Origin of the sequence: Pedobacter miscanthi (assembly GCF_032678605.1) — a bacterium.
Classification (GTDB): domain Bacteria; phylum Bacteroidota; class Bacteroidia; order Sphingobacteriales; family Sphingobacteriaceae; genus Pedobacter; species Pedobacter miscanthi_A.
In genome coordinates, this window is sequence record NZ_JAVTSU010000006.1 from 20,883 (window position 1) to 47,373 (window position 26,491).

Below are 26,491 nucleotides of genomic sequence, written 5' to 3' on the forward strand. Positions count from 1 at the left end.
ATTAATTTTTAGTTTTGAAGAAATACAGCGCTCTAAAAGAGATTCAGGCACTCATTTCGCAAAAGCAATTAACTTTACCCGATTTACTGGCTTATTATTTTAAGCAGATTAAAGATAAAGAACACCTCAATGCATTTAACGAGGTGTTTTTTTATTCGGCCGAAGTTCAGGCAAAAGCGATACAGCAAAAAATAGAAGAAGGTACTGCAGGTAAACTTGCAGGCATGGTGATTGGCATTAAAGATAATATCTGTTACAAAGATCATATCGTTACCGCATCTTCAAAAATGCTCGAAGGCTTTGTTTCCCCATATTCATCAACCGTTGTTGAACGTTTATTACAGGAAGATGCCATCATTATCGGCCGTTTAAATTGTGATGAGTTTGCGATGGGCGGCTCTAACGAAACTTCTTTTTATGGTGCTGTTAAAAATGCAGCAAATCCCGATCTTGTTCCCGGTGGATCTTCTGGCGGTTCGGCTGTGGCTGTTCAGGCCGATATGTGCCTGGCTGCGCTGGGTACCGATACCGGTGGTTCAGTGAGGCAACCTGCAGCTTTTTGCGGTCAGATTGGTTTAAAACCTACTTATGGCCGTATTTCGAGGTATGGCGTGATTGCTTATGCCTCTTCATTTGATCAGGTTGGCCCAATTACTTCATCAGTAGAAGATGCAGCCCTGCTTTTGCAGATTCTGGCTGGTGCTGATGAGCACGATTCGACCGTTTCACCTTTATCCGTTCCGGATTATCCCGCTCATTTAAATGAGCATACAAAGCAGAAAATAGCAGTTTTAAGCGAAACAATCGAAAGCGAAGCCCTTGATCCCGAAATTAAGTTGGCTATTTTAGCTTCCATTGAGAAATTAAAAGCAGATGGACATACTGTGGAATATGTGTCTTTTGATCTTTTAGATTACCTGGTTCCTGCTTATTATATTTTAACGACTGCCGAAGCCTCTTCAAACCTTTCGCGTTACGATGGTGTGCATTACGGCCACCGCAATACCGAAGCGAAATCGTTAAACGAATTGTATAAATTATCCCGTGCCGAAGGTTTTGGGGAGGAAGTAAAACGCCGGATCCTTTTAGGTACCTTTGTTTTAAGTGCCGGATATTACGATGCTTATTATCAAAAAGCACAGCAGGTGCGCCGCCTCATCAGGGAAAAAATGGATGCTTTATTTCAGGATTATGATTTAATCTTATCTCCTGTAGCACCAACAGCAGCCTTTAAAATCGGCGATAACGTGCAGGATGCACTGGTGATGTACATGGCCGATATTTTTACGGTGCTTCCATCTTTAAGCGGAAATCCGGCTATTGCTTTGCCTTTGGGCAATAACAAAGCCAATTTGCCGTTAAGTATTCAATTTACAGCCAAACATTTTGAGGAAGATAAGCTTCTGGCTTTTTCTCAGGCATTTTTATCATAGTTTTATCGTCATTGTGAAGTACGAAGCGATTTTGATGCAAAAAAGCATTATAGTTAAGTATGGCAATGATATTTCATTAGTTGTTTCCTAGGCATCGTTTAGGAGATTAGCAGGTTCTTACGCTAGTTCCTTATATGGGAAAGAAAAAGGAATCTGCATAAAGGTTTGTGAGGACATAAACCAGGCTTAATGAAAATTTGAACCAAATAGCCCATGATTAAAAAATTACTTTTTGCTTCAATTTGTGCTTGCTTAGGATACATTTCTTCCGCTTCCGCGCAACAAACCCTTAAACTCGATAGTCTCCCAAAGGTACACAACAACATCTTTATCAACACCGATACCGTAGCTGTACCAGTAGTTTCTGAAAACCCTTTAACCATGGGACAGAACTTTATCTACAAACTCAGGCTCGATTCTATCGCTAAAACCGTTCCGCTTCCTTACAACGAATACGTTCAACAGTATATCGATATCTACGCCAAACGTAAGGATATGTTTGGCAAAATGATCGGCCTATCAAGCTATTATTTCCCGATTTTTGATAAGGCACTAAAAGATTATAACATTCCACAGGAAATAAAATATTTAACTATCGTAGAATCTCAGATGAATCCGCATGCTATTTCGCGTGTGGGTGCAACAGGCATTTGGCAGTTTATGTTTGGCACAGGTAAAGCCTATGGCCTTAAGATGGATAATTTCGTTGATGAACGTAAAGATCCGATCCAGGCCAGTTACGCTGCTGCAGCTTATTTCAGAGATGCCTTTGAAGAACTTGGCGATTGGCTTCTGGCCATTGCAGCTTATAACTGTGGCAAAGGCAATGTAAACCGGGCGATTGACAAAGCAGGCTCGAGAGATTTTTGGGTCATCAGACAATTTTTGCCTAAAGAAACCAGAAATTATGTGCCGGCTTTTATCGCGGCTGTTTATGTGATGAATTATTCAGGCAAACACCAGATTACGGCACAAGCTTCGAACATGTTCCTCAAAACAGATACCGTTCAAACCACCCGTTTTGTTTCTTTATCCACTTTAGCCAAAGTGCTGAATATTGAAGAAGAAGCCATGATGGCTTTAAACCCATCGTATAAGAAAAAGATTGTAAACGGTACCGATGATGAACCCAAGCGTATTGTAATGCCTAAATTAAGGGATGTGGATTATGCGGGTATTTACGATGTGTTAAACAACCAGGAAGTAGACGTAAGTATGAAGGTTGTTGCAGCCAGTACCGATGATGTTAGGGATTTAAGAAAGAATAAAACAAAAACAGTAGCTACATCTGCTGTAGTTTACCATAAAGTTACTGCAGGACAGAATCTTACTGCCGTTGCCGATAAATATGGTGTTGAAGTGCAGGATCTTCGGGTTTGGAATGGACTGAAAAGCAAAGCCATTGTACCAGGACAAAAGCTGAAAATTTATGCTAAAAACCGTACTCCGCTAAAAGCACCATCATCATTTTTGAGTTATAAAGTTAAAACCGGCGATACCTTATCCGAAATTGCAGAAAAGTTTAACGGTGCTACCGTTCAAAGCATCCGCAGGGATAACCGTTTATCAAAAGCAGGCTTGCAAGTGGGTATGGTTTTGAAGATTAGCAAGGGGTAGAATATAATTCTTGCCTTGCTGCATCACTCCATCGGTCGTAATCTCGACCGTAGTGGAGTGATCTATGAAAGATTATTCACAGATCTCTCCATTCGTTGCACTTCAGTCGAGATGACGGTGTACGCATAACAACAATGCTTTCTTGCGGAATAGGATTCGCATTTCAATACTATTTCAATTCTCCTAACTGTTCCGGTTATCGGTAAAGTATCAGCATTTTACAGATTAAGCCCTTATGTCTTATTTAACTTTTTTGAAGGGTATTTTATTTTAAGCCTCATAAAAAGAATTGTACCTTTGCACCGTCACTAATAAGTTACTTAATGAGTAATACGAATAGAAAGCAAGATGCGTTGGATTACCACTCGCAAGGCCGTCCGGGAAAGATACAGGTAGTACCTACCAAACCTACAACATCGCAAAGGGATTTAACCCTGGCATACTCTCCGGGAGTTGCAGAGCCATGTTTAAAAATAGCAAACAATAAAGAAGATGTTTATAAATATACCGCAAAAGGTAATTTAGTAGCTGTTATCAGTAATGGAACGGCTGTTTTAGGCCTGGGCAATATTGGTCCAGAGGCTGGTAAGCCGGTAATGGAAGGTAAAGGCCTTTTATTTAAAATATTTTCAGATATCGATGTATTCGATTTAGAGCTGGATACCGAAAATGTTGATGATTTTGTGAAAATCGTTAAAGCCCTGGAGCCAACTTTCGGGGGGATCAACCTCGAAGATATCAAAGCACCGGAGTGTTTCGAAATTGAGCGGCGGTTAAAACAGGAGATGAATATCCCTGTAATGCACGATGACCAGCACGGAACAGCCATTATTTCTGGTGCGGCATTATTAAATGCCTGCGAAATCCAGAAAAAGAAAATAGATAAAATTCAGGTGGTGGTAAGTGGTGCGGGCGCTGCGGCTGTTTCCTGCTCTAAAATGTACCTGAGTTTAGGGGTTAAAAAAGAGAATTTGGTGATGTTCGATATCAATGGTTTAATTGATATTCACCGTACTGATCTGGATGATATCCGGATGAGTTTTGCGACCACCAGAAAAGATATTGCCAATATTGGAGAAGCCATGAAAGGTGCTGATGTTTTCATCGGACTTTCGGCTGCAAATGTAATTTCTCCTGAAATGTTAACGGGTATGGCCAAAAACCCTATTGTTTTTGCCATGGCCAATCCAGATCCCGAAATTGCTTACGAGCTGGCCATTAAAACCCGTAAAGATCTCATCATGGCTACCGGCCGTTCCGATTATCCTAACCAGGTGAACAATGTGTTGGGTTTCCCTTACATTTTCCGTGGAGCATTGGATGTTAGGGCAACCAGCATTAACGAAGCCATGAAAATTGCTGCGGTAAAAGCCATTGCAGAGCTGGCTAAAAAATCAGTTCCTGAAGCTGTTAACTTAGCCTATAATGCCCGTAACCTTAAATTTGGTAAAGATTATATTATTCCAAAACCAGTTGATTTCAGGTTAATTACCGAGGTTTCTACTGCTGTGGCCAAAGCTGCCATAGAAAGCGGCGTCGCCCGGAAAATCATTACCGATTGGGATGCCTACAACGAAGAATTAAGAAAACGTTTAGGTTTGGATGATGCCATTATGAGGGCCGTAACCACTAAAGCCAAAATGGCGCCTAAAAGAGTGGTATTCGCAGAGGCTGATAACTATAAAATCTTAAAAGCTGCACAGATCGTAAAAGATGAGAATATCGCGATTCCAATCCTTTTGGGCAACAGAGAAAAAATACAAGCCATTATTGATGAACACGCTTTAGAACTGGAAGGTGTTGAGATTATTGATCAGATGCAGAATCCGGATAAAACCAAACAATATGCCGAAGCACTTTTCAATAAACGCCAGCGTAAAGGAGTTTCTTCTATGCGGGATGCAACCAAACTATTGAGAGACCGTAACTATTACGGTGCTTCGATGGTGGAGTTTGGTGAGGCTGATGCAATGATTTCGGGCTTAACTAAAAACTATGCGGCTACTATTAAACCAGCTCTACAGGTAATCGGTGTAAAACCAGGCGTTAAACGGGTGGCAGGCATGTATATGATGATGACCAAAAAAGGTCCGGTTTTCTTTGGCGATACTACGGTAAATGTAGATCCAACCGCAGAAGAACTGGTAGATATTACCTTATTGATCGATAAATCGGTAAAACAATTTAACATTAAACCACGTATTGCGCTTTTATCTTATTCAAACTTTGGCTCAAACGATGGTATAACCCCAAATAAAGTAAGGGAAACGGTTAAACTATTGCATAAAAACCACCCGGAAATTGTGGTAGATGGTGAGATGCAGGGAAATTTTGCAATTAATAATGAGTTGCTAAAAGATAACTTTCCTTTTAGTACATTAGCTGATGCTCCGGCAAATACCCTGGTGTTCCCAAATCTTGAGTCAGGAAACATTGCATACAAATTGTTACAAGAGCTTGGTGGCGCAGAAGCGGTTGGACCAATCCTTTTAGGACTGAATAAACCTGTTCATATTGTTCAATTAGGCAGTTCGGTACGCGAAATTGTAAATATGGTTACCATTGCTGTTGTAGATGTGCAGGCAAAAGAAGAAATTGAAACATCGAAACGAAAAGGTATATTTGGAAAAACAACTAAAAAGTAGAATTGCATGTACGCCTATATTGATGGTAAATTGACATTCAAAAACCCAGCTTACGTTGTGGTTGAAGCCGGAGGCATAGGCTATCATATTAACATTTCTTTAAATACATACAGCGCTTTGGGCGATGCAGAAAGGTGTAAACTCTACACCTGGCTGCATGTAAAAGAAGATGCACACACATTATACGGCTTCGCTGATGAGGGCGAACGCCGTTTATTTTTACATTTAATATCAGTATCAGGAATTGGACCGAATACAGGCAGAATGATGTTATCATCTATCACACCTGTAGAAATCCAGACCGCAATTGTTAAAGCAGATTTACCTCTTATTCAGAGAATTAAAGGTATTGGTGCGAAAACGGCACAACGCCTGGTTTTAGAGTTGCAGGATAAACTGAAAAAAGAAGGGGCGGATTCATTAATTTCTATGCCTCAGCACAATACTGTTAAAGATGAAGCGTTATCTGCATTGGTAATGCTAGGATTTGCCAAACAAACCGCCGAAAAAACTATAGACCAGATATTAAAAGTGACAGAGGGAACACTTTCGGTAGAGCAACTAATTAAACAAGCTTTAAAAACCTTATAGACAAACTGCCTTTGAAGAGAATATCTACATTTCTGTTTCTCATCCCACTTTTCTTAATTGCTTCTCAAAACGCTTTTTCCCAAGTTGTTCCAAGCAAAGCGGATACCATTACGCCAAAAAATAACTTCGGACTTAAGGAAAAAGAGCGTCTGGGGCTTAGTCCGGCCGTTAATCCTTTTTATCCGGCACCAAATAACCTGAAGCGCGTTGTAGAATACGATGCCAAAAACAAACGTTATGTGGTTAAAGAAATTATTGGCGATCGGTTCGTTTTAAATACCCAGTATTTAACCATCGGTGAGTATGAACGGCTGGTAAACAGCGAAATAAAACGTGGCAATTGGCGCAGTATTTCAAATGCCGAGGTAAGCGATTACCGCAGTACAGGCATTATTCCTCAAATCCAGGTAAACAGTAAAGCCTTCGAAAAATTATTTGGCGGAACCACCATCGATATCCAACCGCGTGGAGAAGCCGAACTTACTTTTTTAGGCCGGATAAATAAAAATGAAAACCCACTTTTTAACGAAAGACAAAGGGTGCAGACCAATTTCGATTTTAATCAAAGGATCCAGATGGACCTTGTTGGAAATATCGGAACAAAATTAAAAATCAAAAGCAACTACAATACAGAGGCACAATTCGATTTCGAAAACCAGATTAAGCTGGATTATACCGGCGGAGCAGATGATATTATTCAGAAAATTGAGGCGGGTAACGTAAGTTTACCTTTAAATACCTCGTTAATTACCGGAACACAAGCACTTTTCGGTATTAAAACACAATTAAAATTTGGCCGCTTAAATGTAACCAGTGTTTATACCCAGCAAAAATCGCAGTCGAGAGAAATTAAAATTACCAATGGGGCCCAGCAAAACACCACAACGGTAAGTATCGATAGTTATGAGGCCAATAAGCATTATTTCTTATCGCAATATTTCAGGAACAATTACAATAAAAACCTGGCTAACGCACCAATTATCACCTCTCCGATCCAGATTACCAAAATTGAGGTTTGGATTACCAACAAAGCCGGTAATACGACCGATTCACGCGATGTATTGGGTTTATTGGATTTAGGTGAAAATGCTCCTTTTACCAATACTTTAATTACAGGTGGTACTTCTGGTTTGCCAGCAGGAACTACCGCAACTGGTTTTCCTCAACAATCGAACAATTTAATTGCGCAACTAAATAGCTATCAGGGCGGGGCGGCAAGACAAACAAACTCCAATGCCATTATTTCATTCTTCCAGGCGAATGGTGCTACCGATAACTTTGCCAAATTAACTTATGCAAGGAAATTAACCGAACGCGAGTTTACTTTTCAACCGCAATTGGGTTATTTATCATTAAACAATCCTTTAAATGCCGATGAGGTTTTGACTGTAGCTTACCGCTATACTTATAACGGTGTAGAGTATCAGGTGGGTGAGTTTTCTACCGATATTCCTTTTGACGCTACGAACCCGAAGGTACTTTATACTAAATTATTAAAAAACGAAACCACTAAAATCAAACTTCCTACCTGGGATTTGATGATGAAAAACATCTATTCTATCGGGGGGTATCAGATCAGCAGTCAGAATTTTAAACTGGATATTTACCGCATCGATAACGAAACCGGTGTAGATAATCCGGTGATGACCGAAGGACAAAACACCGCAAACAAACAATGGATTGCCTTAACTGAATTTGACCGTTTAAATCAACAAAACGAACGTAGACCTGATGGTGTTTTCGATTTTGTGGCGGCAAATAACGCTTTTGGTTCTTATTCTACTGCCAGTAATGCCAATCAGGCAAGTTTGTTTGGTACAGGTAGTAACGGGCAAACTTCGTTGGTAACCAATACCAATTCAGGTTACATCACCATCGACCCTGCAAATGGAAGAATTATTTTTCCGGTAATTGAGCCGTTTGGTAAAGATTTAGCCGCAAGGTTTTTACCAAGCGAGCAGAACCTGATCAATAAATACGCTTTTACTGCACTTTACGATTCAACACAAACCATTGCCAAGCAATTATTCCAGAATCAGAACAGGTACGTAATTAAGGTAAATTACCAATCTGATATTTCTTCTGAATTTAGCTTAAACGCCATCAACGTTCCCGAAGGATCGGTAAAGGTTTTTGCCGGAACAATGCCATTAACCGAAGGAGTAGATTTTACGGTTGATTATCAGGGTGGTCGTGTAAGTATTATTAACCAGGCACTTTTAATCTCTGGTCAGCCAATTCGGATTACCACAGAAAACAATGAACTCTTTGGCCTGCAGCAAAGATCACTTTTTGGTACCCGTTTAGATTATCGGGTAAACAATAAACTAAACCTGGGAGGTACCATCATGAACCTCACCGAAAAACCATTAACCCAAAAGGTAAACCTTGGTGAAGAACCCATTTCGAACACCATCTGGGGTGCAGATATTAATTATAGCTCACCATCAAGATTTTTAACCAAACTGGTTGATAAACTTCCGTTCATTTCAACCAAAGCACCATCAAGTGTAACTTTTTACGGCGAGTTTGCACAATTAATTCCTGGTCACCCAAGGGCGCTCAATTTTGCGGGAAGTAAAAACGGCGTAAGTTATCTGGATGATTTCGAGGCATCAAGATCGGTAATTGATTTAAAAAGTGCCATTGCATGGCAACTGTCTGGCACGCCACAGCTTTTCAACGAATCGAACCGTTCCAACGATTTATCCTACGGATATAACCGTGCAAGAATTGCCTTTTATAATATCGACCCTACTTTTTATAACTCTGCAGCTTCTACCACGCCAGCCAATATCAGAAACAACCGAAATGAACTTTCTAACCACTATGTAAGGGAAGTAATTGAGCAGGAGGTTTTTCCTTTTAAAGAAACGGCAACCGGACAGGCTTTAAATATTACCACACTTGATGTAGCGTATTACCCAACCGTTAGGGGGCCATACAATTTCCGTACTACCGATTTTAAACCTGATGGATCATTATTGCAGCCTAAAAATAATTGGGGTGGTTTTCAGCGGAAAATCGAAACCAACGATTTTGAAGCTTTAAATGTTGGTTTTATTGAACTTTGGGTAATGGATCCTTTTATCTATAAACCAAATTCTACTGGTGGTGATATGTATTTCAACTTAGGAAATATCTCTGAGGATATCCTTAAGGATGGAAGAAAATCACTCGAAAACGGTTTGCCGGCTACAAACGATCCAAGTAAATACGAGGAAACTGTTTGGGGCCGTGTACCAAGATTGCAACCTGTTGTACAGGCCTTCGATAACAATCCCGATTCGCGCCGGGCACAGGATGTAGGTTTAGACGGATTATCAGATGCAGATGAAAAAATAAAATTTAATGCAGCAATTACGCAAATTAAAGGGCAGCTGAATGCCACTGCGGCAGCAGCAATTGATGCCGATCCATCATCAGATAATTATACTTATTTCAGAGGGCCAGCTTTAGATCAGATCAATGCCGGTATCCTTAAACGTTACGAAAAATATAACGGAACAGAGGGAAACTCTAAAACTTCGCAACAATCGCAGGCAGAGCTTGGATTGGAGAATTCAGCTTCTACTTCGTTGCCGGATGGTGAAGATATTAACCGCGATAATAACATGACCCAAAGTGATGAATACTTTCAATATAAAGTTTCTATCCGCCCGGGTGATTTAAATGTTGGTCAGAATTTCATTACCGATAAGGTAACTTCACAGGTAAAACTGGCCAATGGAAATACACAGGCCGTTACCTGGTACCAGTTCAGAATTCCAATCGGACAATATCAAGACAAAATTGGTGGCATTCAGGATTTTAAATCAATCCGTTTTTTCAGGATGTTCATGACCAATTTCGCTGATACTGCTGTATTGCGTTTTGCAAAATTACAACTGATCCGTGGCGAATGGAGGGAGTATAATGCCTCTAACGTTGCCGCTCAGGTAATTGTTGATCCGTCTTTACCGGCTTTAACTCCCGATAATTCTACCATTGAAGTATCAACTGTAAATATTGAAGAAAACGGGAAACGTTCTCCAATTCCTTATGTTACACCTCCAGGCATTTTACGTGAGCGTGATTACAGCAATTACCGTGGCGATACCAGGTTAAATGAGCAATCGTTATCTGTTACCGTGAAATCGTTAAGAGATGGTTATGGCAGGGCAGCGTTTAAAACCGCATATAGTGATTTTAGGTCTTACAAACATTTAGAAATGTTTGTGCACGCAGAGGCCGTTAACAATCAGCTTTTAAATGATAACGATGTTTCGGCTTTCTTAAGGATCGGAACCGATAACCAGGATAACTATTACGAATATGTAATGCCATTAAAGGTTACCAATCCCGGAACCAGCGATCCTGATGCCATTTGGCCTGAAGCCAATAGAATGGATATTGATTTAACCCTTTTCCAAAATGCTAAACTGGCCCGTAACGTGGCTAAAATGGCAAATGGCCAACCTTGGCCAACCAATATTCCTTTTACCTATACCGATGGAGCTAGAACCATTGTGGTAAAAGGCCAACCTGATATGAGTAAGGTGAGGGTTTACATGGTGGGGATTAAAAACCCATTACGTGCGGCAAACGATGATGGTATCCGTGATGATGGACAGGATAAAAGTGCATTGGTTTGGTTTAACGAATTAAGGTTAACCGAATTTGATGAGAGAGGTGGCTGGGCTGCAACTGGAAGGTTGAATTTAAAACTGGCAGATTTTGCCGACGTAAATATTTCAGGAAGTAAATCTACCGTGGGTTTTGGTTCTATCGATTCAAAGGTGAGCGAAAGAAACCGTGCTGATAATGTATTGTTGGATGTTTCTTCGGCTATGGAATTAGGTAAATTCCTGCCACAAAAATCAGGAGTAAAAATCCCAATGTTTGTGAGTTATTCAAAACAGGTTTCTACACCACAGTACAATCCGCGAACTCCGGATATTGAATTGAAAAATGCTTTAAACCAGTCAACCAAAGCACAAAAAGATTCGATCTTAAATTTTGCACAGGATTATACTGTCAGGAGGGGGATTAACTTTACCAACGTAAGGAAAGATCGCGTAAATACCAGTAAACCGGTTCACCTTTGGGATATTGAAAATTTTGCGGCAAGTTATGCTTATACGCAGTATAACCATCGTGATTTTATTAACCAAAGCAGTATTCAGAATACTTACAGGGCATCATTACAGTACAGTTATTCTAAAGAAGCCAAAACCATAGCGCCTTTCGAGAAGATCATTAAATCGAATATGCTGGCTTTATTAAGGGATTTTAACTTTAGTATTTTCCCAAGTGCCATTAATTTTAGGATCGATGTAGACCGTTTATATTCAGAAAATACATTAAGAAACAACGATCCGAACAATACCATCGGGCTTTACCGAAACGGTTATGGTACTACCTTTAACAAAAACTTTACCATGAGCAGGGTTTATGGTATTGCATGGAACCTAACCCGTTCTTTACAGTTAGACTTTAACGCTACAAACTATTCAATTATCGACGAACCTGATGGAAGAATTGAAGGCTTAAAACGAGATACCGTTTGGCAGAATTTAAAACGTTTAGGTCGTACTACAGATTATAACCACAATTTAAATGTAACCTATAATTTGCCGATTGATAAAATTCCGGGTTTAAACTGGGTTACTGTTAAAACCCGTTATGGTACCAATTTTAACTGGCAAACCGAGCCGCTTTCTACCCTGCGTGATCCAAATATTAACTTAGGTAATACGGTGCAGAACAGCAGGACCATTCAGGTAAACCCTACGCTGAACTTAACTACTTTATACAATAAATTTGGCTTTATCCGCAATACGGGTAACGACCAGAGCAGCAGCGGGGCGAAGAAATTTTTCATCAATATATTAACGAGTTTAAAAAACGTTAATGCCAGTTATGTACAAACGAAGGGTATTTTCTTGCCGGGTTACCTGCCAACTACCAAATATTTTGGTATCGATAATGCAACGGGGGCGCCAGGTTTAGGTTTTGCTTTTGGTAGTCAGCGCGATATTCGCGAAATGGCACTCAACAATGGCTGGTTAACTACCGATACCCTGCAGAATCAATTGTATGTAAATACCTTAAGAGAAGATTTTCAGCTTACCGGACAAATAGAGCCATTTAAAGATCTTCGGATTACCTTAAAGGCCAATAAGGCCCAAACACGGAATTTCTCTACCAATTTCAGGTATGTGGCAAGCGTATCCTCTTTTGAGAATTTAAGTGCCATTACCACTGGCGATTATAGCATTTCGTATATTGCTATCGGTACTGCTTTTAAAGAGAATAACTCGAGCACGGTTTCAAGCCTGTTTAACCAGTTTATGTCCAACCGGATCATTATTTCGAGGAGATTAGGCGCTCAAAATCCTAATTCATCTGGTCTTAATGGAGGTTATGCTGATGGATATAGTAAAGAAAGTCAGGATGTAATTATTTCTGCTTTTATGGCTGCTTATTCTGGTAAGGATGCAGGCAAATCAAAAATGAATGCTTTTCCTAAAATACCACTTCCAAACTGGAATTTAACCTATAGTGGCTTAACCAGTATTCCATTTATTGCCGATAAATTTTCATCTGTAGATATCAGGCATGGTTACCGTTCTGCGTATAACATCAATGGCTTTAATTCATTATTACGCTATCAGGAAACTAACGGCGCTTCGAGCAGCAGGGATGTGAACAATAACTTCCTGCCAGAATATCAGTTTGCCCAGGTAACCGTTTCAGAGTATTTTGCACCATTAGTAGGGGTAGATACCAGGTTTAAAAATAACCTGACCGCTTCTTTCGAACTAAACCGTTCGAGGTTATTAGGTTTGAGTTTATCAAATAGCCAGTTGGCGCAGCTGTCAGAAAATAATATGGTATTAGGTTTGGGCTACCGCACCAATAAATTCCGCTTCCCTTTTGGTTGGTTTAAAAGCCTGAAAATGGATAACAACATGGACTTTAAACTCGATGTGGCTATCCGCGATAATAAAACCGTGATTTACCGTGCGGATATTACCGAGGCAGAAGTTTCATCAGGCGCTAAAAATATTAGCCTTAGGCCAAGTGTAGATTACGTGTTAAACCAGAAATTTAACATCAAATTGTTTTACGATTCGAACATTACAAAACCTTATACCTCGCAAACTTTTAATACTTCATTCAGCAATTTCGGTTTTAGTTTAAGGTTTACGTTGAATTAATGGATAGACTGATTGCAAATTTTCATTTTGACGAATTAAGTAATTTAATTGATTGTAATGAAACGCTACTTAAATACTCCCTATTACTCGTTATTAGTACCTTTAGAAAAGACACAGGCTTGAATAATTTCACATTTAATAAACCAGTTAAATTGATTAAACATTCAAGGTTATATCCCTAAAGTTAATTTTCTAACCATTGCGATTAGCCAAACTAAATTGTATTTTTGGTGCGTAAACGTAGAAATTTTTTTTAGTGCTTTACTTTTACCTTTGCTAGCCTAATGAAATAATAAAATAAACAACTTATATTCAAATACTTACAAAACAATGAATTTTCCATCAGAATTAAAATACACTAAAGACCACGAGTGGGTTAGAGTTGAAGGTAACGAAGCTTTTATCGGTGTTACCGATTTCGCTCAGCGCGAATTAGGCGATATTGTTTATGTTGATATCAACACTGTAGGGAGCGAAGTGGCAAAAGAAGAAGTTTTTGGTACCGTAGAAGCCGTTAAAACTGTATCTGATTTATACATGCCGGTTACCGGAACAGTATTAGAAGTTAACGCCGATTTAAACGATAATCCGGAATTGGTTAACTCTGATCCTTACGGACAAGGCTGGATGGTAAAAGTATCTTTAGCTGATTTAGCTGAGATTGAAGGTTTGTTAACAGCAGAAGCTTACCAGGAATTGGTAGGAGCTTAATCCTAATATTTTGTACAAAACACTAAAACATCAAAAATGGGCCGTTCTTTGGACCATCATTGTTTTAGTGTTTTGTAATATGCACATTTCCGATTCCGTTGGAAAAAGTGGCTTTTTCTTCGAAGGTTTTGATAAGATGACCCATATGGGTTTTTTCTTTGTGTTATCAATCTTGCTTTTCTTTGGCAAAATAAAATATCAGCACACTTACGCTTTCAGAACTTTAACCATTTTTAAAATTTTGCTCATCAATGCAATAATTGGTGGTGGAATAGAGTTACTACAATGGAAAGTTTTTACCTATCGCTCGGCAGAGTGGTGGGATTTTGGTTGTGATATGTTGGGTGCATGCATGGCTGTTTTTAGTTATGTTTTACTTCATAAATTAAACTTCAACGAAACCACTATTGAAAAACAAAATAACTCCTATGAAAGCAAAATTTAGCATCATCTGTGTAGTGGTGGCCATCAGTTTAAGTGGGTGTAGTATCTTTAAAAAGGATTGTCACTGCCCAAAAGTGTACTATAAAAGTTATCCTTCACAACGGAAATAATTCCCCTTTTTTACCTTACTTTTCTAATCCGGCAACCTTGCCAATGGGCTGTATTTAAAATGTTACCAAGCTTTTAACACACCTTAACAAACCTTTAGGCTTTTCTATAGTCTGATAGCTTAGTTTTATATTATAATATCTAATTTTTTTTGATGAAAAGAAACGTTCAGAGGGCAATATTTGTGGTGCTCCTATTTTGTGGTTATATCGCTCAGGCTCAAAACACTGGTTCTATAAGTGGTAAAGTAATTAATGCTAAAGATAAAAAACCAGTTGATTTTGCTACCGTAGCAGTTAAGAGCTTGAAAGATTCGAGCGTTGTCGCTTCTGGGCAAACCAATCCTGATGGAAGTTTTAGCTTTAAAGCGATAGCCCCGGGTAAATATAGAATTTACGCTGCCTTTTTAGGTTTAAAAACTGCAACTAAAGATATTGAGGTAGCTAAAGCTGCTGTAAATGCTGGAGATATTGCCATGAGCGATGATGGTGTTGATTTAAATACCGTTAACGTTACAGCAACTATTCCGATTGTAGTGAAGAAAGATACTTTGGAATTTGATGCCAAATCGATCAAAGTACGTGAAAACGCTGTGGTAGAAGACCTTTTGAAAAAAATACCAGGCGTGGAAGTTGCAAAAGATGGTAGCGTTAAGGCCCAGGGTGAAACCATTACGAAAGTAAAAGTAGATGGGAAAGAGTTTTTTGGCAACGATCCTTTATTGGCTACCAAAAACCTTCCTGCTGATATGGTCGATAAAATCCAGGTAATTGACGAGCTTTCTGAGCAGGCTCAGTTTACTGGTATTGATGATGGAACAAGAAATAAGATCCTGAACATCACCACCAAAAATGGAATGAAACATGGTTATTTCGGCAACAGTACAGCAGGTTATGGTTCTAACGATCGTTATGATGCCAGTTTGAACGTAAATAAATTTGATGACGACAGACAGATCAGTTTTATCGGCCAGTTTAATAACGTAAACAAACAGAACTTTGGCCAGGGCGGCGGTGTAGGTAATGGTTTTGGTGGCGGCGGTGGTCGTGGTGGAGGCGGCGGCGGAAGTAGCTCAGGTGGTGGCGGTGGTGGTATCACCAATACGAATGCTGCAGGATTAAACTTTGCCGATACCTATAAAGATGGTACACAGTTTCAGGCCAGTTATTTCTTTAATAAAGCAACTTCCGACATTATCCAGAACTCCAACACCCAAAATCTTGCCGGGGCTACCAATAACATTGCTGAAGCTATAAATAATACTTCTGACAGGATTAACCACCGTTTCAATTTCATGGTTGATACCAAGATAAATCCATCTTTATCGATTAAAATACAGCCGAACTTGGCCTATACCGAAACCGATGGAAATAATTTGAATAGTTATACCAGAACGCTTAGCGATGGCTCAACCGTTGGTTCGCAAAGTAACACCACAACTTCTGCTACACCTACCGTTAGCAATAATTTATTGATTCGAAAAAGCTTTAAACGAAGAGGCCGAACGCTATCATTGAATGTGAATACCAGCATAAACGATAATGATGGTACAAACCTAAACTATAGGAACGACAAAATTACGGAAGGTATAGCAACAAGAGATACCATTACCAATCAATTGAATAATACCAATAGCCATTCGATAAGTAATACCACAAGGGCGGTGTATACCGAGCCATTAAACAAAACTTTGAGTGTGGAGCTTAATTATCAGAACAGTTATTCGAATAGCGATTCGCATAGAGATGTGTTTAATTACAATCCCTTAACCCTGCAATACGATCTGGTAGATAATACTTTTTCAAATATTTATAACAACCGTACCTTAACCAACGCGGCAGGTGTTAGCTTAACTACTACCGAGAAAAAATACAACTGGAATATTGGTGTAGCGGCACAACAAACCAACAGGATAAATACCAATTTAACCACTGGTTTAAAGCGTACGCAGAATTTTATCAATATTACCCCTTCGGCACAGTTCAGGTATAACTTTAGCAACCGTAAACGTTTGTTCATCAACTACCGCGGTTCTACCTCGCAACCGAGTATTGATCAGATCCAGCCGATTCCGGATAATACCAACTCTCAAACGCGTTATGTGGGTAATCCGGCCTTAAAACCTTCTTTCAATAACCAGTTGAGGATCAACTTTAATAACTTTAATATCGAAAATGGCCGGTTTTTCTTTGCAGGCTTAAACCTTACCCAAACATTTAATGCCATTGGGAATACTGTTGTTCCTTTGTCAGGAGGTGTTCAGCAAGTAAGTTATATTAACGTTGATGGTGTTTATGCCGGTAATGCCAACGCAACATGGTCTCTGCCTTTAATGGCAGAGCGTAAGTTAACGCTGAATATTTCTGGAAACGGATCATATAACAGAAATGTGAATTTTATTGCAGAACAAGGAAATGCCGATCTGGTAAAAAATGTAACCAATAGTTATACCATTTCAAACGGATATAAACTGGTTACCAATGTTGAAAAATTCGATTTAACAGGAGGTATAACTGGTAGCTATACCAATTCTACGTTTTCTGCCAGGCCAGCATCTAATACGCAGTATTACACCATTAACCCAAGTTTTGATGTGAGTTATGTATTGCCAGCCAATATCAGGTTAGCAATCGATATCGATTATTTCAGAAACTTTGGAGGCGGCGATCAATTTAATCAGGAATATACCATTCTTAATCCTTACATCAGCCGTCAGTTTTTTAAAAACAGGGGAACTTTCAAGTTTTCTGTAAATGATGCACTTAACCAGAACACTGGCGTAAGTAGAACCGCCACAGGTACTTCAATTGTCGATTTAACATCCAATGTATTAAAACGTTATTACATGTTGTCGTTTACTTATTCTTTAACCCGCATTGGTGGTCGGAATATGAGTGGCGATATGCAGATGCCTGGTCAACGAGGTAACGGTGGCGGAGGTGGCGGCGGTCGCCAAAGGATGTAATCTTTTGCTGTAATCAAAATAGATTTGTCATCCTAAGCTTGTAGAAGGACCTATTAATACCCTTGTCAGTGGCTTATTAACCACCAATTAATACGATAACATAAAGTCCTGGTTTTTAATCAGGACTTTTTTTGTGGTGTGAGGTGTTGCCATCTAATAGTTCTGGCACTATGTTATCGGCTGGTATCTCCACTATCCAGGGGGCCAAGAGATGATTCATCTCTATGTATTTCAAATGTTACCTTCTCAAAAATAAACCTTTATCACTGTCGGTAGTCTTTATCTCAACCAATCAAACTAACCGAATGAAACAAATTTTTACGCTTTTTCTTATTTTATCATCATTTTATGTTTACGCTCAAAAAACTGGCTCAGTGAGTGGAAGGGTAATCCAGTCGAAAGATAAAAAACCGATCGATTATGCCTCAATTGCCGTTAAAAACCTTAGCGATTCGAGCATGGTTGGTGCAGTGAGTACAACCGAAGATGGAAAATTTGTTTTCAAAAACCTAAAACCCGGTAATTATAAATTATACGCTGCATTTTTAGGTTTAAAAAACACCACAAGAGATTTTACCATTACCGCCGATAAAACGGATGTAGCTTTGGGTGATATTGTTTTAGAAGGTGGGGCGATAGATCTTCAAACGGTTGATATTAAGGCTGAAATTCCGCCGATTGTGGTGAAAAAAGATACACTTGAATTTAACGCCAGTTCTTTTAAGGTAGTAGAAAATGCTGTGGTAGAAGATTTATTAAAAAAACTGCCCGGCGTAGAAGTTGATAAAGCAGGAACCGTAAAAGCACAGGGCGAAACCATTACGAAAGTAAAAGTTGATGGTAAAGAGTTTTTCGGTAATGATCCTTTACTGGCTACCAAAAACCTTCCGGCAGATATGATCGATAAAATCCAGATTATCGACGAACTTTCCGATCAGGCACAATTTACCGGTATTGATGATGGCTCGCGCACCAAGATCATCAACATTACCACCCGAAAAGATAAGAAAAACGGTTATTTCGGGAACAGCACCGGAGGTTATGGTTCAAACGATCGTTACGATGTGAATGCGAACATCAACCATTTTAACCAGGATAAACGACTGAGCGTAATTGCACAGTTTAATAACGTAAACAAGCAGAATTTTGGCGGCGGCCTGGGAGGCGGAAACGGAGGCAGTAATGGAGGCCGTGGTGGAATTACCGATACCAAAGCCGGAGGGTTTAATTTTTCGGATGAATACGCCGATCAAACTGAAGTTAGCCTGAGTTATTTTGTTAATAAATCTGATAACCTTATTTTATCGAATAGTGTAAGGCAAAATTTATTGGGTAACGAAACCACGGTTTTTAATAACAATCAGGTCAATAATTCCAATCGGTTAAATCACCGCTTAAACTTTATGGTAGATACTAAGATTGATTCCTTAACCTCATTAAAATTACAACCCAATTTAAGTTATACCGATAACGAGAGTTTAAACAATAGCGACTATACCCGTGATTTTAATAAATATATGATTACCGGGAAGCAATCGTTAAAAAATCACAATACTGCGCCCGCTATCAGCAATAATATTTTATTACGTAAAAAATTTATGCGAAGGGGCAGAACGTTATCTTTAAACTTCAATACCAACATTAACAATAACGACGCGGATAATTACAATACCAACCCTGAAACACGTAAAGAAAACGGGATAGAAACAAAAAAAATAACCGATCAGTTTAACGACCAGGAAAGTGAGTCGATCAGTCAGAATACACGGTTGGTATACACCGAGCCTCTGGATAAAACCTTAAGCCTGGAGTTTAATTATCAGAATGGCTATAACCACAATACATCCGATCGTTTTACCTACAATTTTAATCCACTTACCCTGAAATACGATTTATTGGACACAACCTTTAGCAATGCTTACGAAAATACCATTTTAACCAATTCTGCAGGTTTCAGTTTTAACAAGATGGCTAAAAAGTACAATTGGAATGTAGGGATGGCTGTTCAAAATACAGATAGAACCAACAACAACATTAGTGGTGGATTTGTGCTCAAACAAAATGTATTCAATTATACCCCTTCGGCCATGTTCAGGTATAATTTTAGCAATAGCAAACGTTTGGTGTTTAATTACAGGGGAAGCACCAACCAGCCTACCATCCAGCAGTTGCAACCCATCCGGAATAATACCAATACACAAAGTATTCCGGTTGGAAACCCGGATCTGAAGCCCGAATTCAACAATACCCTCCGCGTAGCTTATAATACCTTTACCGTAGGAAAAAACCGATCATTATTTGTGAATTTAAACTTTACCCAAACCACTAACCGGATTGCAAACAGCAGCCGTTTGATTGAGAGTGGACCTGATCAGGGAAAGCTTGCAGTTACTCCGGTGAACGTAAATGGCGTTTATTCAGGATCGGTTTCATCTTCATTAAGCTTGCCGATTATGGCCGAAAACAAATTAAACTTCCATATCAATGTGAGTGGTAATTACGATCGGGATGTAAACTTTACCAATTCCCTGAAAAACATCACCAATAGCTGGTCTATCACCAACGGTTACCGTTTGGTGTCTAATTTAGATAAACTCGATTTAACTGCAGGTGTAAATGGCTCCATTAACCGGGCAACTTATTCTGTACAGCCAAATTCCAATACCCGTTTTTATACTTTCAGTCCCAATATCAGTGTGAGTTACCTGTTTCCCGGCAATATCCGTTGGGCTATTGATGCCGATTACAACCAAAATACCGGCAGGGGAGAAGGCTTTGATACACACTTTACTTTAGTGAACTCCTATATCAGTAAACAGTTTTTCAAAAACCGGGGAACTTTTAAAGCCGCTGTAAACGATTTACTGAACGAAAACCAGGGGGTTAGCCGTACAGCCAACAACAATACTATACAGGATTTGAGCTACAATGTATTGCAGCGCTATTTCATGTTTTCCTTTACCTATTCCCTAAACCGAATGGGTGGTAAAAACCGCATTAGAGGCGGCGAAGAAGGCGGTCGAAACCGTGGTGGTAACGGCGGTGGTGGCTTTGGTGGGGGCAGACAGCGGAACTAAATCATTTGAAGGTAAACCTGTATCATTTATAGCTTTCATAATACCTTGTTATTTGGAATAAATCTAAAGAAAGGCTAACTTGCGCCAAATTTAGCACATGAAGCTGTCGCACCTAAAAGTTGGAGAAAAAGGAACAATTGTAGCTTTTACAGATTTAGATATGTCTGTAAAGTTAATGGAGATGGGCTGTTTGCCGGGCGAGGTGGTAGAAGTTGAGCGTTTTGCTCCACTGGGCGACCCGATGGCGATTCGTGTTGCTGGTTATCAGCTTTGTTTGCGTAAAAGCGAAGCAGATGTTATTATCATACAATAAATAAGCTGGGTTTGGATATTAAAGTTGCGTTAGTTGGTAATCCCAATACAGGTAAATCTACTTTATTTAACCGTTTAACAGGGTTAAATCAGAAAATCGGTAATTTTCCAGGTATCACTGTCGATAAGAAAACAGGTTTTACAAAATTTGCCGGAGGTAAAGAAGCCGAGATCATCGATTTGCCGGGAACCTATAGCTTATATCCAAAAAGTAGCGACGAAAGTATTGTTTTTCAGGTGCTTGCTGATAAAAATAACAGCAGCCATCCTGATGTTATCGTGCTTATTGCCGATGCCTCCAACCTAAAACGGAATATGCTTTTATATTCTCAGGTGGCAGATTTGGGCATTCCAATGATTTTGGCTTTAAACATGATCGATCTTTCTGCAAAACAAGGGATTGAAATTGATCTGGATAAACTTGCAGAAAAACTTGGCATCCAGGTGGTTTCCATCTCAGCAAGGAACAACATCGGTATCGATAAATTAAAACAGGCCATTGCCAATACCAATAAAATTGCTACCCAGTTTCAGGATGTTGATGTAAATTTCTTGGCGCCTGAAGCCATTAATGCCATCAAATCGAAACTGAATTCGGATAACGATTATTATGCCCTGCAGGTTTTGCACCAGCATGAACATTTAACCTTTTTTACCGAACAAGAGCAGGAAGAAATTGAGAAAATAGAGCAATCGCATCATTTCGAATCTTCAAAAATTCAGGCTGCCGAAACCATTGCCAGATACAAACACCTCAGTACCATATTATCTGATGTAGTCGTTGACAACGGAACGGAGAATAAATTTTCTTTCAGTGATAAATTAGATGGAATCCTGACCCATAAGGTATGGGGATTTGCCATATTCTTGTTGATCCTCTTTGTTATTTTTAATGCCATTTTTGCCTGGTCATCCTATCCAATGGACTTAATTGAGAGCGGATTTGGTTTAATCACCAGCACTGGGCACGAATACCTGCCTGCTGGTATGCTAACCGATCTTGTTTTGGATGGTGTAATTGCAGGTTTGGGTGGTATTTTCGTATTTATTCCACAAATTGCCATTCTTTTTGCCTTTATATCCATTCTCGAAGATACCGGTTACATGGCCCGCGTTACCTTTATGATGGATAAAGTGATGAGCAAAGTGGGCCTTAACGGAAAATCGGTAGTGCCGATGATCGGTGGTTTAGCCTGTGCTGTTCCTTCTATTATGGCCGCCAGGAACATTGAAAACTGGAAAGACAGGATGATTACTATTATGGTAACCCCGCTAGTAAGCTGTTCAGCAAGACTTCCGGTTTATATTTTGATTATATCTTTGATTATTCCTTCAAAAACAGTTTTAGGTGTTTTTAATATGCAGGGTTTAGCCTTAATGGTGATGTACCTTGTGGGGATTGTTGCTGCGGTACTGGTTGCCTGGGTGATGAAATTCATTATCAAAACCAAAGAAAGATCATACTTTATCATGGAATTGCCGGTTTACCGTATGCCAAGATGGAAAAATGTGTTTTATACCATGTACGAAAAATCGAAAACCTTTGTTTTTGAAGCCGGTAAAGTAATTATTGCCATTTCTATTATTCTTTGGGTAATGGCCTCATTCGGACCGGGAAACCGTTTTGAAAACATCGATAAAAAATACGAAACCGCACTGGCTGATACCACTAAAAATACCGATCACATTAAAACTTTGGTAGCTACTGAGAAATTGGAAAACTCTTACGTCGGGATTCTTGGTCATGCCATTGAGCCTGCCATCCGTCCGCTGGGTTACGATTGGAAAATCGGGATCGGTTTAATTACCTCTTTTGCTGCCCGTGAAGCCTTTGTGGGTACCATGGCTACCATTTACAGTGTTGATGGTGGCGATGAAGATACCAGCACGATCAGGGAGCGTATGTCGGCCTCTAAAAACAGCCGTACCGGCTTGCCTGTTTATACTTTTGCTACCGGTATTTCGCTGATGCTTTTTTATGCTTTTGCCATGCAATGTATGAGCACGGTAGCCATTGTTTACCGCGAAACCAAAGGCTGGAAATGGCCGGTAATCCAATTGGCTTACATGACGGCTATGGCTTATATTGCGGCGTTAGTTGCTTATCAGTTATTGAAATAGATACTAATAAAGAAACTACCTTTTCCTATTTGTCACCCTGAGCGGAGTCGAATGGTAGGTCATTAGGTTCTGGAGAGCAGTACCTGTAATCCTATTTTAGCTTCCACCCCGCTTTGCCTTTTATCCCGATGAAAAATCGGGATGCTCACTCCAATCGGGTCTGGGCGGCCAATATTATGCTACTATTAATGGTTAGGGTGCTAATCTGTACAGTTGTTTATGGTGAAATTGTTATTAATACACGAACCTTTGTTTCTAAACCCGGTAGCAGCGGTTCCGATTTAAGCATTGTTATTATTGTTTTTTGGTATGCTTGCTTGTTTCACAGGTTTCATCGGAATTAGCGGATAACGGGACTGCTGTTCCCGAAATCCTGCTGAACGGTCATTTTCAAATAAAACCGCTAATTTTTTTACCATTTGAGGTATATAAGTTCATTTAAGTACGGGCATTTTAAATACACTTGACTTTAGTCTTTCCGCTTTGGTCTTTCTGCTTAACTCCGCATTAGTCCCTCGTTTTATCCCAATTCAATCTGCCGCTTAATACTCTCTTCTAACGAGATTAAAGTCTCTGTCCGCTGGATACCGTTCACGGCCTGGATTTCTTCATTTAAAACATGGCGTAAATGATTGGTATCCCTGCAGATAATTTTGGCAAACATGCTGTAAGCACCCGTGGTGTAATGGAGTTCTACCACCTCTTTAATTTTGCTCAGCTGTGCAACCGCATCTTTGTACTGGATTCCTTTTTCGAGATAGATACCCAAAAAGGCACAAATATCGTAACCGGCCTTCTGTGGATCGATAATTAAGTGAGAGCCTTTTATAATGCCCATTTCCTGTAATTTCTTCATCCTAACGTGTATCGTTCCGCCCGAAACAATCAGATCTTTAGCGATTTCTGTATAGGGTTTAGTTGCATCCTGCATCAATTGCTTTAATATATCGATGTCGAGGTTGTCAATTTCTAAATTGGAATTGTCTTTTTTAAGCATATTTTTGAATTATGATAAGCGAATTTACAAATATTTATCAATATTATAAAAATAAAATTAAATGTTTAAAATATTTGCAAGGTATTGGATGTTCCTTTACATTTGTATCAAGCAATTAACAAAAAGGAAACGTTCTTTCAAAATTGTTTAACAAAAATGTAGGGTGGTGAAACAGGCAGACACACCTCCTTGTCTCGGTGGCGGAGAATAATGGGAATATACCTCACGGTACTAACCACTCTTTGAAGGTTCGATTCCTTCCCCTACAGCGACTTAGTCCTAAGTCAAGAGTCCATAGTCTTTAATAGACTTATGACTGCAGACTTTGGACTAATGATTATAATGTTGGGTGGTGAAATTGGCAGACACGCCTCCTTGTCTCGGTGGTGGGGAATAATGGGACAAACGCAGTTTATTGGGTTGACCACAAATTAATTTTTTGAACTGTAGCTAACTACCCCTTGAAGGTTCGACTCCTTCCCCAACAGCATTTTTTATGAATAATAAGTTAGTTAATTGAGCAATCCTGGATAGGTTGCTCTTTTTCTTTTTAAGGCTTTTACATTTTTGTAGATATATGCCTATATTACCGGTTCAATTTATTCTAACCTTTGTAATGCCAGTAATGAAAAAACGCGTATCCATAAAAGATATCGCCAAACAATTAAATATTTCCATTACAACCGTATCGTTCGTAATTAATGGAAAAGCGCGAGAGAAAAACATCAGCGAATCGCTTACCAAAAAAGTTTTAGACCTTGTTGCTGAATTAAACTATCAGCCCAATGCGCTTGCCACCAGCTTAAGAACAGGCAAAACAAAAATTATTGGTTTCCTGGTTGATGATATTTCCGAACCTTTTTTTGCGGGCATAGCGCGCCGCATTGATGAGGTTGCATCTAGTTTAGGTTACAAAATTCTTTTTAGCAGTACCCGTAACGATACTGAGAAGGCCATAGAGTTGTTGCAGATTTTTAAAGACAGGCATGTGGATGGTTATATTATGGCATTACCCGAGGGTTTGGAAGAAGAGGTTAAAAAACTGATTCAAACAGATGCTCCTGTTGTTTTGTTCGACCGTTATGTGCAGGATGTAAAAACTGACTATGTTATTATTGATAACAAAAACAGCACTTTCGATGCCACCGAACACCTGATTAACAATGGTTATAAAAACATAGGTTTTGTTACGATAGATACCGCTCAGCAACAAATGGTTGATCGTTTAACCGGTTATGAAACGGCTGTTGAAAAACATAAACTTAAAGCTATTGTAAAAAAAATCAGCTACGTCAATTCTGCTGAATCAATCAAAGAAATGGCAAAATTCTTTAAAAAAGAAAAACAGCTTGATGCGGTAATTTTTGCGGCCAACTATATTTGTTTAGATGGTTTAAGGACTTTTAGAAAAGAAGGTATTCACATTCATAAAGATCTGGCTGTAGTATCTTTTGATGATTTTGAGATCCTGGAGTTCTGCGATCCGCCTGTTACAGCCATTGCACAGCCACTTGAGGCTATTGCAGAGAATGTCATGAAGATTCTGCTGAACAAGCTTAAAAAAGCTGGCAGAAACATCGAAAATACCCAGGTATCGCTTCCTACTATATTGAATGTAAGGGCGTCGAGCTCAAAAAAATAACATAAAAAAAGGGAATAGATTCAGATCCATTCCCTCTATAATGATTTTTAATGCAGATTAAACTGTCATTACATCTTTTTCTTTAGCTTCTGCGTGTTTATCAACTTTAATGATATAGGCATCAGTTAATTTTTGCACTTCGCCCTCTCCGGTTTTAATCTCATCGTCAGAAACGCTTTCGCCTTTTAATTTTTGGATTTTGGTGTTGGCATCTTTACGAATGTTACGCACAGTAACGCGGCCTCTTTCGGCTTCTTCCTTCACTTTTTTAACCAGGTCTTTTCTGCGTTCTTCTGTTAAAGGAGGTACCACCAAACGGATCACAATCCCATCATTTTGAGGATTGATCCCAATGTTGGCTACCTGGATAGCTTTTTCGATTACCGTTAAAAGTGATTTTTCCCAGGGTTGGATCACAATTGTTCTTGCATCAGGTGTATTGATGCTTGATACTTGCGATAATGCTGTTGAAGCACCATAATAATCAACAAATATACCATCCAACATTCCAGCTGATGCTTTACCAGCTCTTATTTTAGTTAATTCAGCTTCACAATGATCGATCGCTTTATCCATTGCAGATTGCGCATCCATTAATTGTAATTGTATGAGGTCGTTCATAATCG

At 39.3% G+C, this 26,491-nt stretch carries 15 protein-coding genes and 1 tRNA gene; 13 read left to right on the forward strand and 3 right to left on the reverse strand.

The genetic code is table 11. From position 1 onward, the window contains the following. The first annotated feature begins 14 nt into the window (after positions 1–14). From gatA to feoB, 11 genes are all read left to right on the forward strand, one after another. The gene (gatA, locus tag R2R28_RS10510) at positions 15–1,433 is read left to right on the forward strand and encodes an Asp-tRNA(Asn)/Glu-tRNA(Gln) amidotransferase subunit GatA (protein ID WP_316825638.1); all 1,419 of its coding nucleotides are present in this window, start codon (positions 15–17) and stop codon (positions 1,431–1,433) included. Between the two features lie 213 nt (positions 1,434–1,646). Continuing rightward, a complete protein-coding gene (locus R2R28_RS10515; RefSeq protein ID WP_316825639.1) occupies positions 1,647–3,050 on the forward strand; it encodes a lytic transglycosylase domain-containing protein in 1,404 nt (467 codons plus the stop codon). 323 nt (positions 3,051–3,373) lie between these two features. Next, positions 3,374–5,695, forward strand: a complete 2,322-nt coding sequence (locus R2R28_RS10520; RefSeq protein ID WP_316825640.1) for an NADP-dependent malic enzyme — start codon at positions 3,374–3,376, stop codon at positions 5,693–5,695. Between the two features lie 6 nt (positions 5,696–5,701). Beyond that, positions 5,702–6,286 carry a Holliday junction branch migration protein RuvA gene (gene ruvA, locus R2R28_RS10525; RefSeq protein ID WP_316825641.1) on the forward strand — a complete coding sequence of 195 codons (585 nt, stop codon included), beginning with the start codon at positions 5,702–5,704 and terminating at the stop codon, positions 6,284–6,286. Positions 6,287–6,297: 11 nt separating this feature from the next. Next, positions 6,298–13,488 carry a cell surface protein SprA gene (gene sprA / locus R2R28_RS10530; protein ID WP_316825642.1) on the forward strand — a complete coding sequence of 2,397 codons (7,191 nt, stop codon included), beginning with the start codon at positions 6,298–6,300 and terminating at the stop codon, positions 13,486–13,488. Between the two features lie 330 nt (positions 13,489–13,818). Further along, entirely contained in the window at positions 13,819–14,199 is a 381-nt protein-coding gene (gene gcvH, locus R2R28_RS10535; protein ID WP_316825643.1) for a glycine cleavage system protein GcvH, read from the forward strand. 79 nt (positions 14,200–14,278) lie between these two features. Next, positions 14,279–14,644: a VanZ family protein gene (locus R2R28_RS10540; protein WP_316825644.1), complete on the forward strand. Its 366-nt coding sequence runs from the start codon at positions 14,279–14,281 to the stop codon at positions 14,642–14,644. A 261-nt stretch (positions 14,645–14,905) separates the two neighbouring features. After that, positions 14,906–17,716: an outer membrane beta-barrel protein gene (locus R2R28_RS10545; RefSeq protein ID WP_316825645.1), complete on the forward strand. Its 2,811-nt coding sequence runs from the start codon at positions 14,906–14,908 to the stop codon at positions 17,714–17,716. 305 nt (positions 17,717–18,021) lie between these two features. After that, a complete protein-coding gene (locus R2R28_RS10550) occupies positions 18,022–20,793 on the forward strand; it encodes an outer membrane beta-barrel family protein (RefSeq protein ID WP_316825646.1) in 2,772 nt (923 codons plus the stop codon). Positions 20,794–20,890: 97 nt separating this feature from the next. After that, positions 20,891–21,106 carry a ferrous iron transport protein A gene (locus tag R2R28_RS10555; protein ID WP_055913318.1) on the forward strand — a complete coding sequence of 72 codons (216 nt, stop codon included), beginning with the start codon at positions 20,891–20,893 and terminating at the stop codon, positions 21,104–21,106. A 5-nt stretch (positions 21,107–21,111) separates the two neighbouring features. Further along, on the forward strand, positions 21,112–23,226 hold the full coding sequence (feoB, locus tag R2R28_RS10560) for a ferrous iron transport protein B (protein WP_316825883.1): 2,115 nt from the start codon (positions 21,112–21,114) through the stop codon (positions 23,224–23,226). A 281-nt stretch (positions 23,227–23,507) separates the two neighbouring features. On the opposite strand, the gene R2R28_RS10565 is transcribed toward feoB, so the two are convergent. Continuing rightward, positions 23,508–23,645 (reverse strand): hypothetical protein, encoded by a 138-nt coding sequence (locus R2R28_RS10565; protein ID WP_316825647.1) that lies wholly within the window; start codon positions 23,643–23,645, stop codon positions 23,508–23,510. A 101-nt stretch (positions 23,646–23,746) separates the two neighbouring features. Then, positions 23,747–24,223, reverse strand: coding sequence for an Lrp/AsnC ligand binding domain-containing protein (locus R2R28_RS10570; protein WP_025145395.1), 477 nt, complete (start codon positions 24,221–24,223; stop codon positions 23,747–23,749). Positions 24,224–24,566: 343 nt separating this feature from the next. On the opposite strand from R2R28_RS10570, the gene R2R28_RS10575 reads away from it, so the two are divergent. Next, a tRNA-Asp gene (locus tag R2R28_RS10575) sits at positions 24,567–24,711 on the forward strand. A 137-nt stretch (positions 24,712–24,848) separates the two neighbouring features. Beyond that, a complete protein-coding gene (locus R2R28_RS10580) occupies positions 24,849–25,865 on the forward strand; it encodes a LacI family DNA-binding transcriptional regulator (RefSeq protein ID WP_316825648.1) in 1,017 nt (338 codons plus the stop codon). Between the two features lie 57 nt (positions 25,866–25,922). Here the strand turns inward: R2R28_RS10580 and frr are convergent, their stop codons facing one another. After that, positions 25,923–26,486 (reverse strand): ribosome recycling factor, encoded by a 564-nt coding sequence (frr, locus tag R2R28_RS10585; RefSeq protein ID WP_316825649.1) that lies wholly within the window; start codon positions 26,484–26,486, stop codon positions 25,923–25,925. Positions 26,487–26,491: the final 5 nt, after the last annotated feature.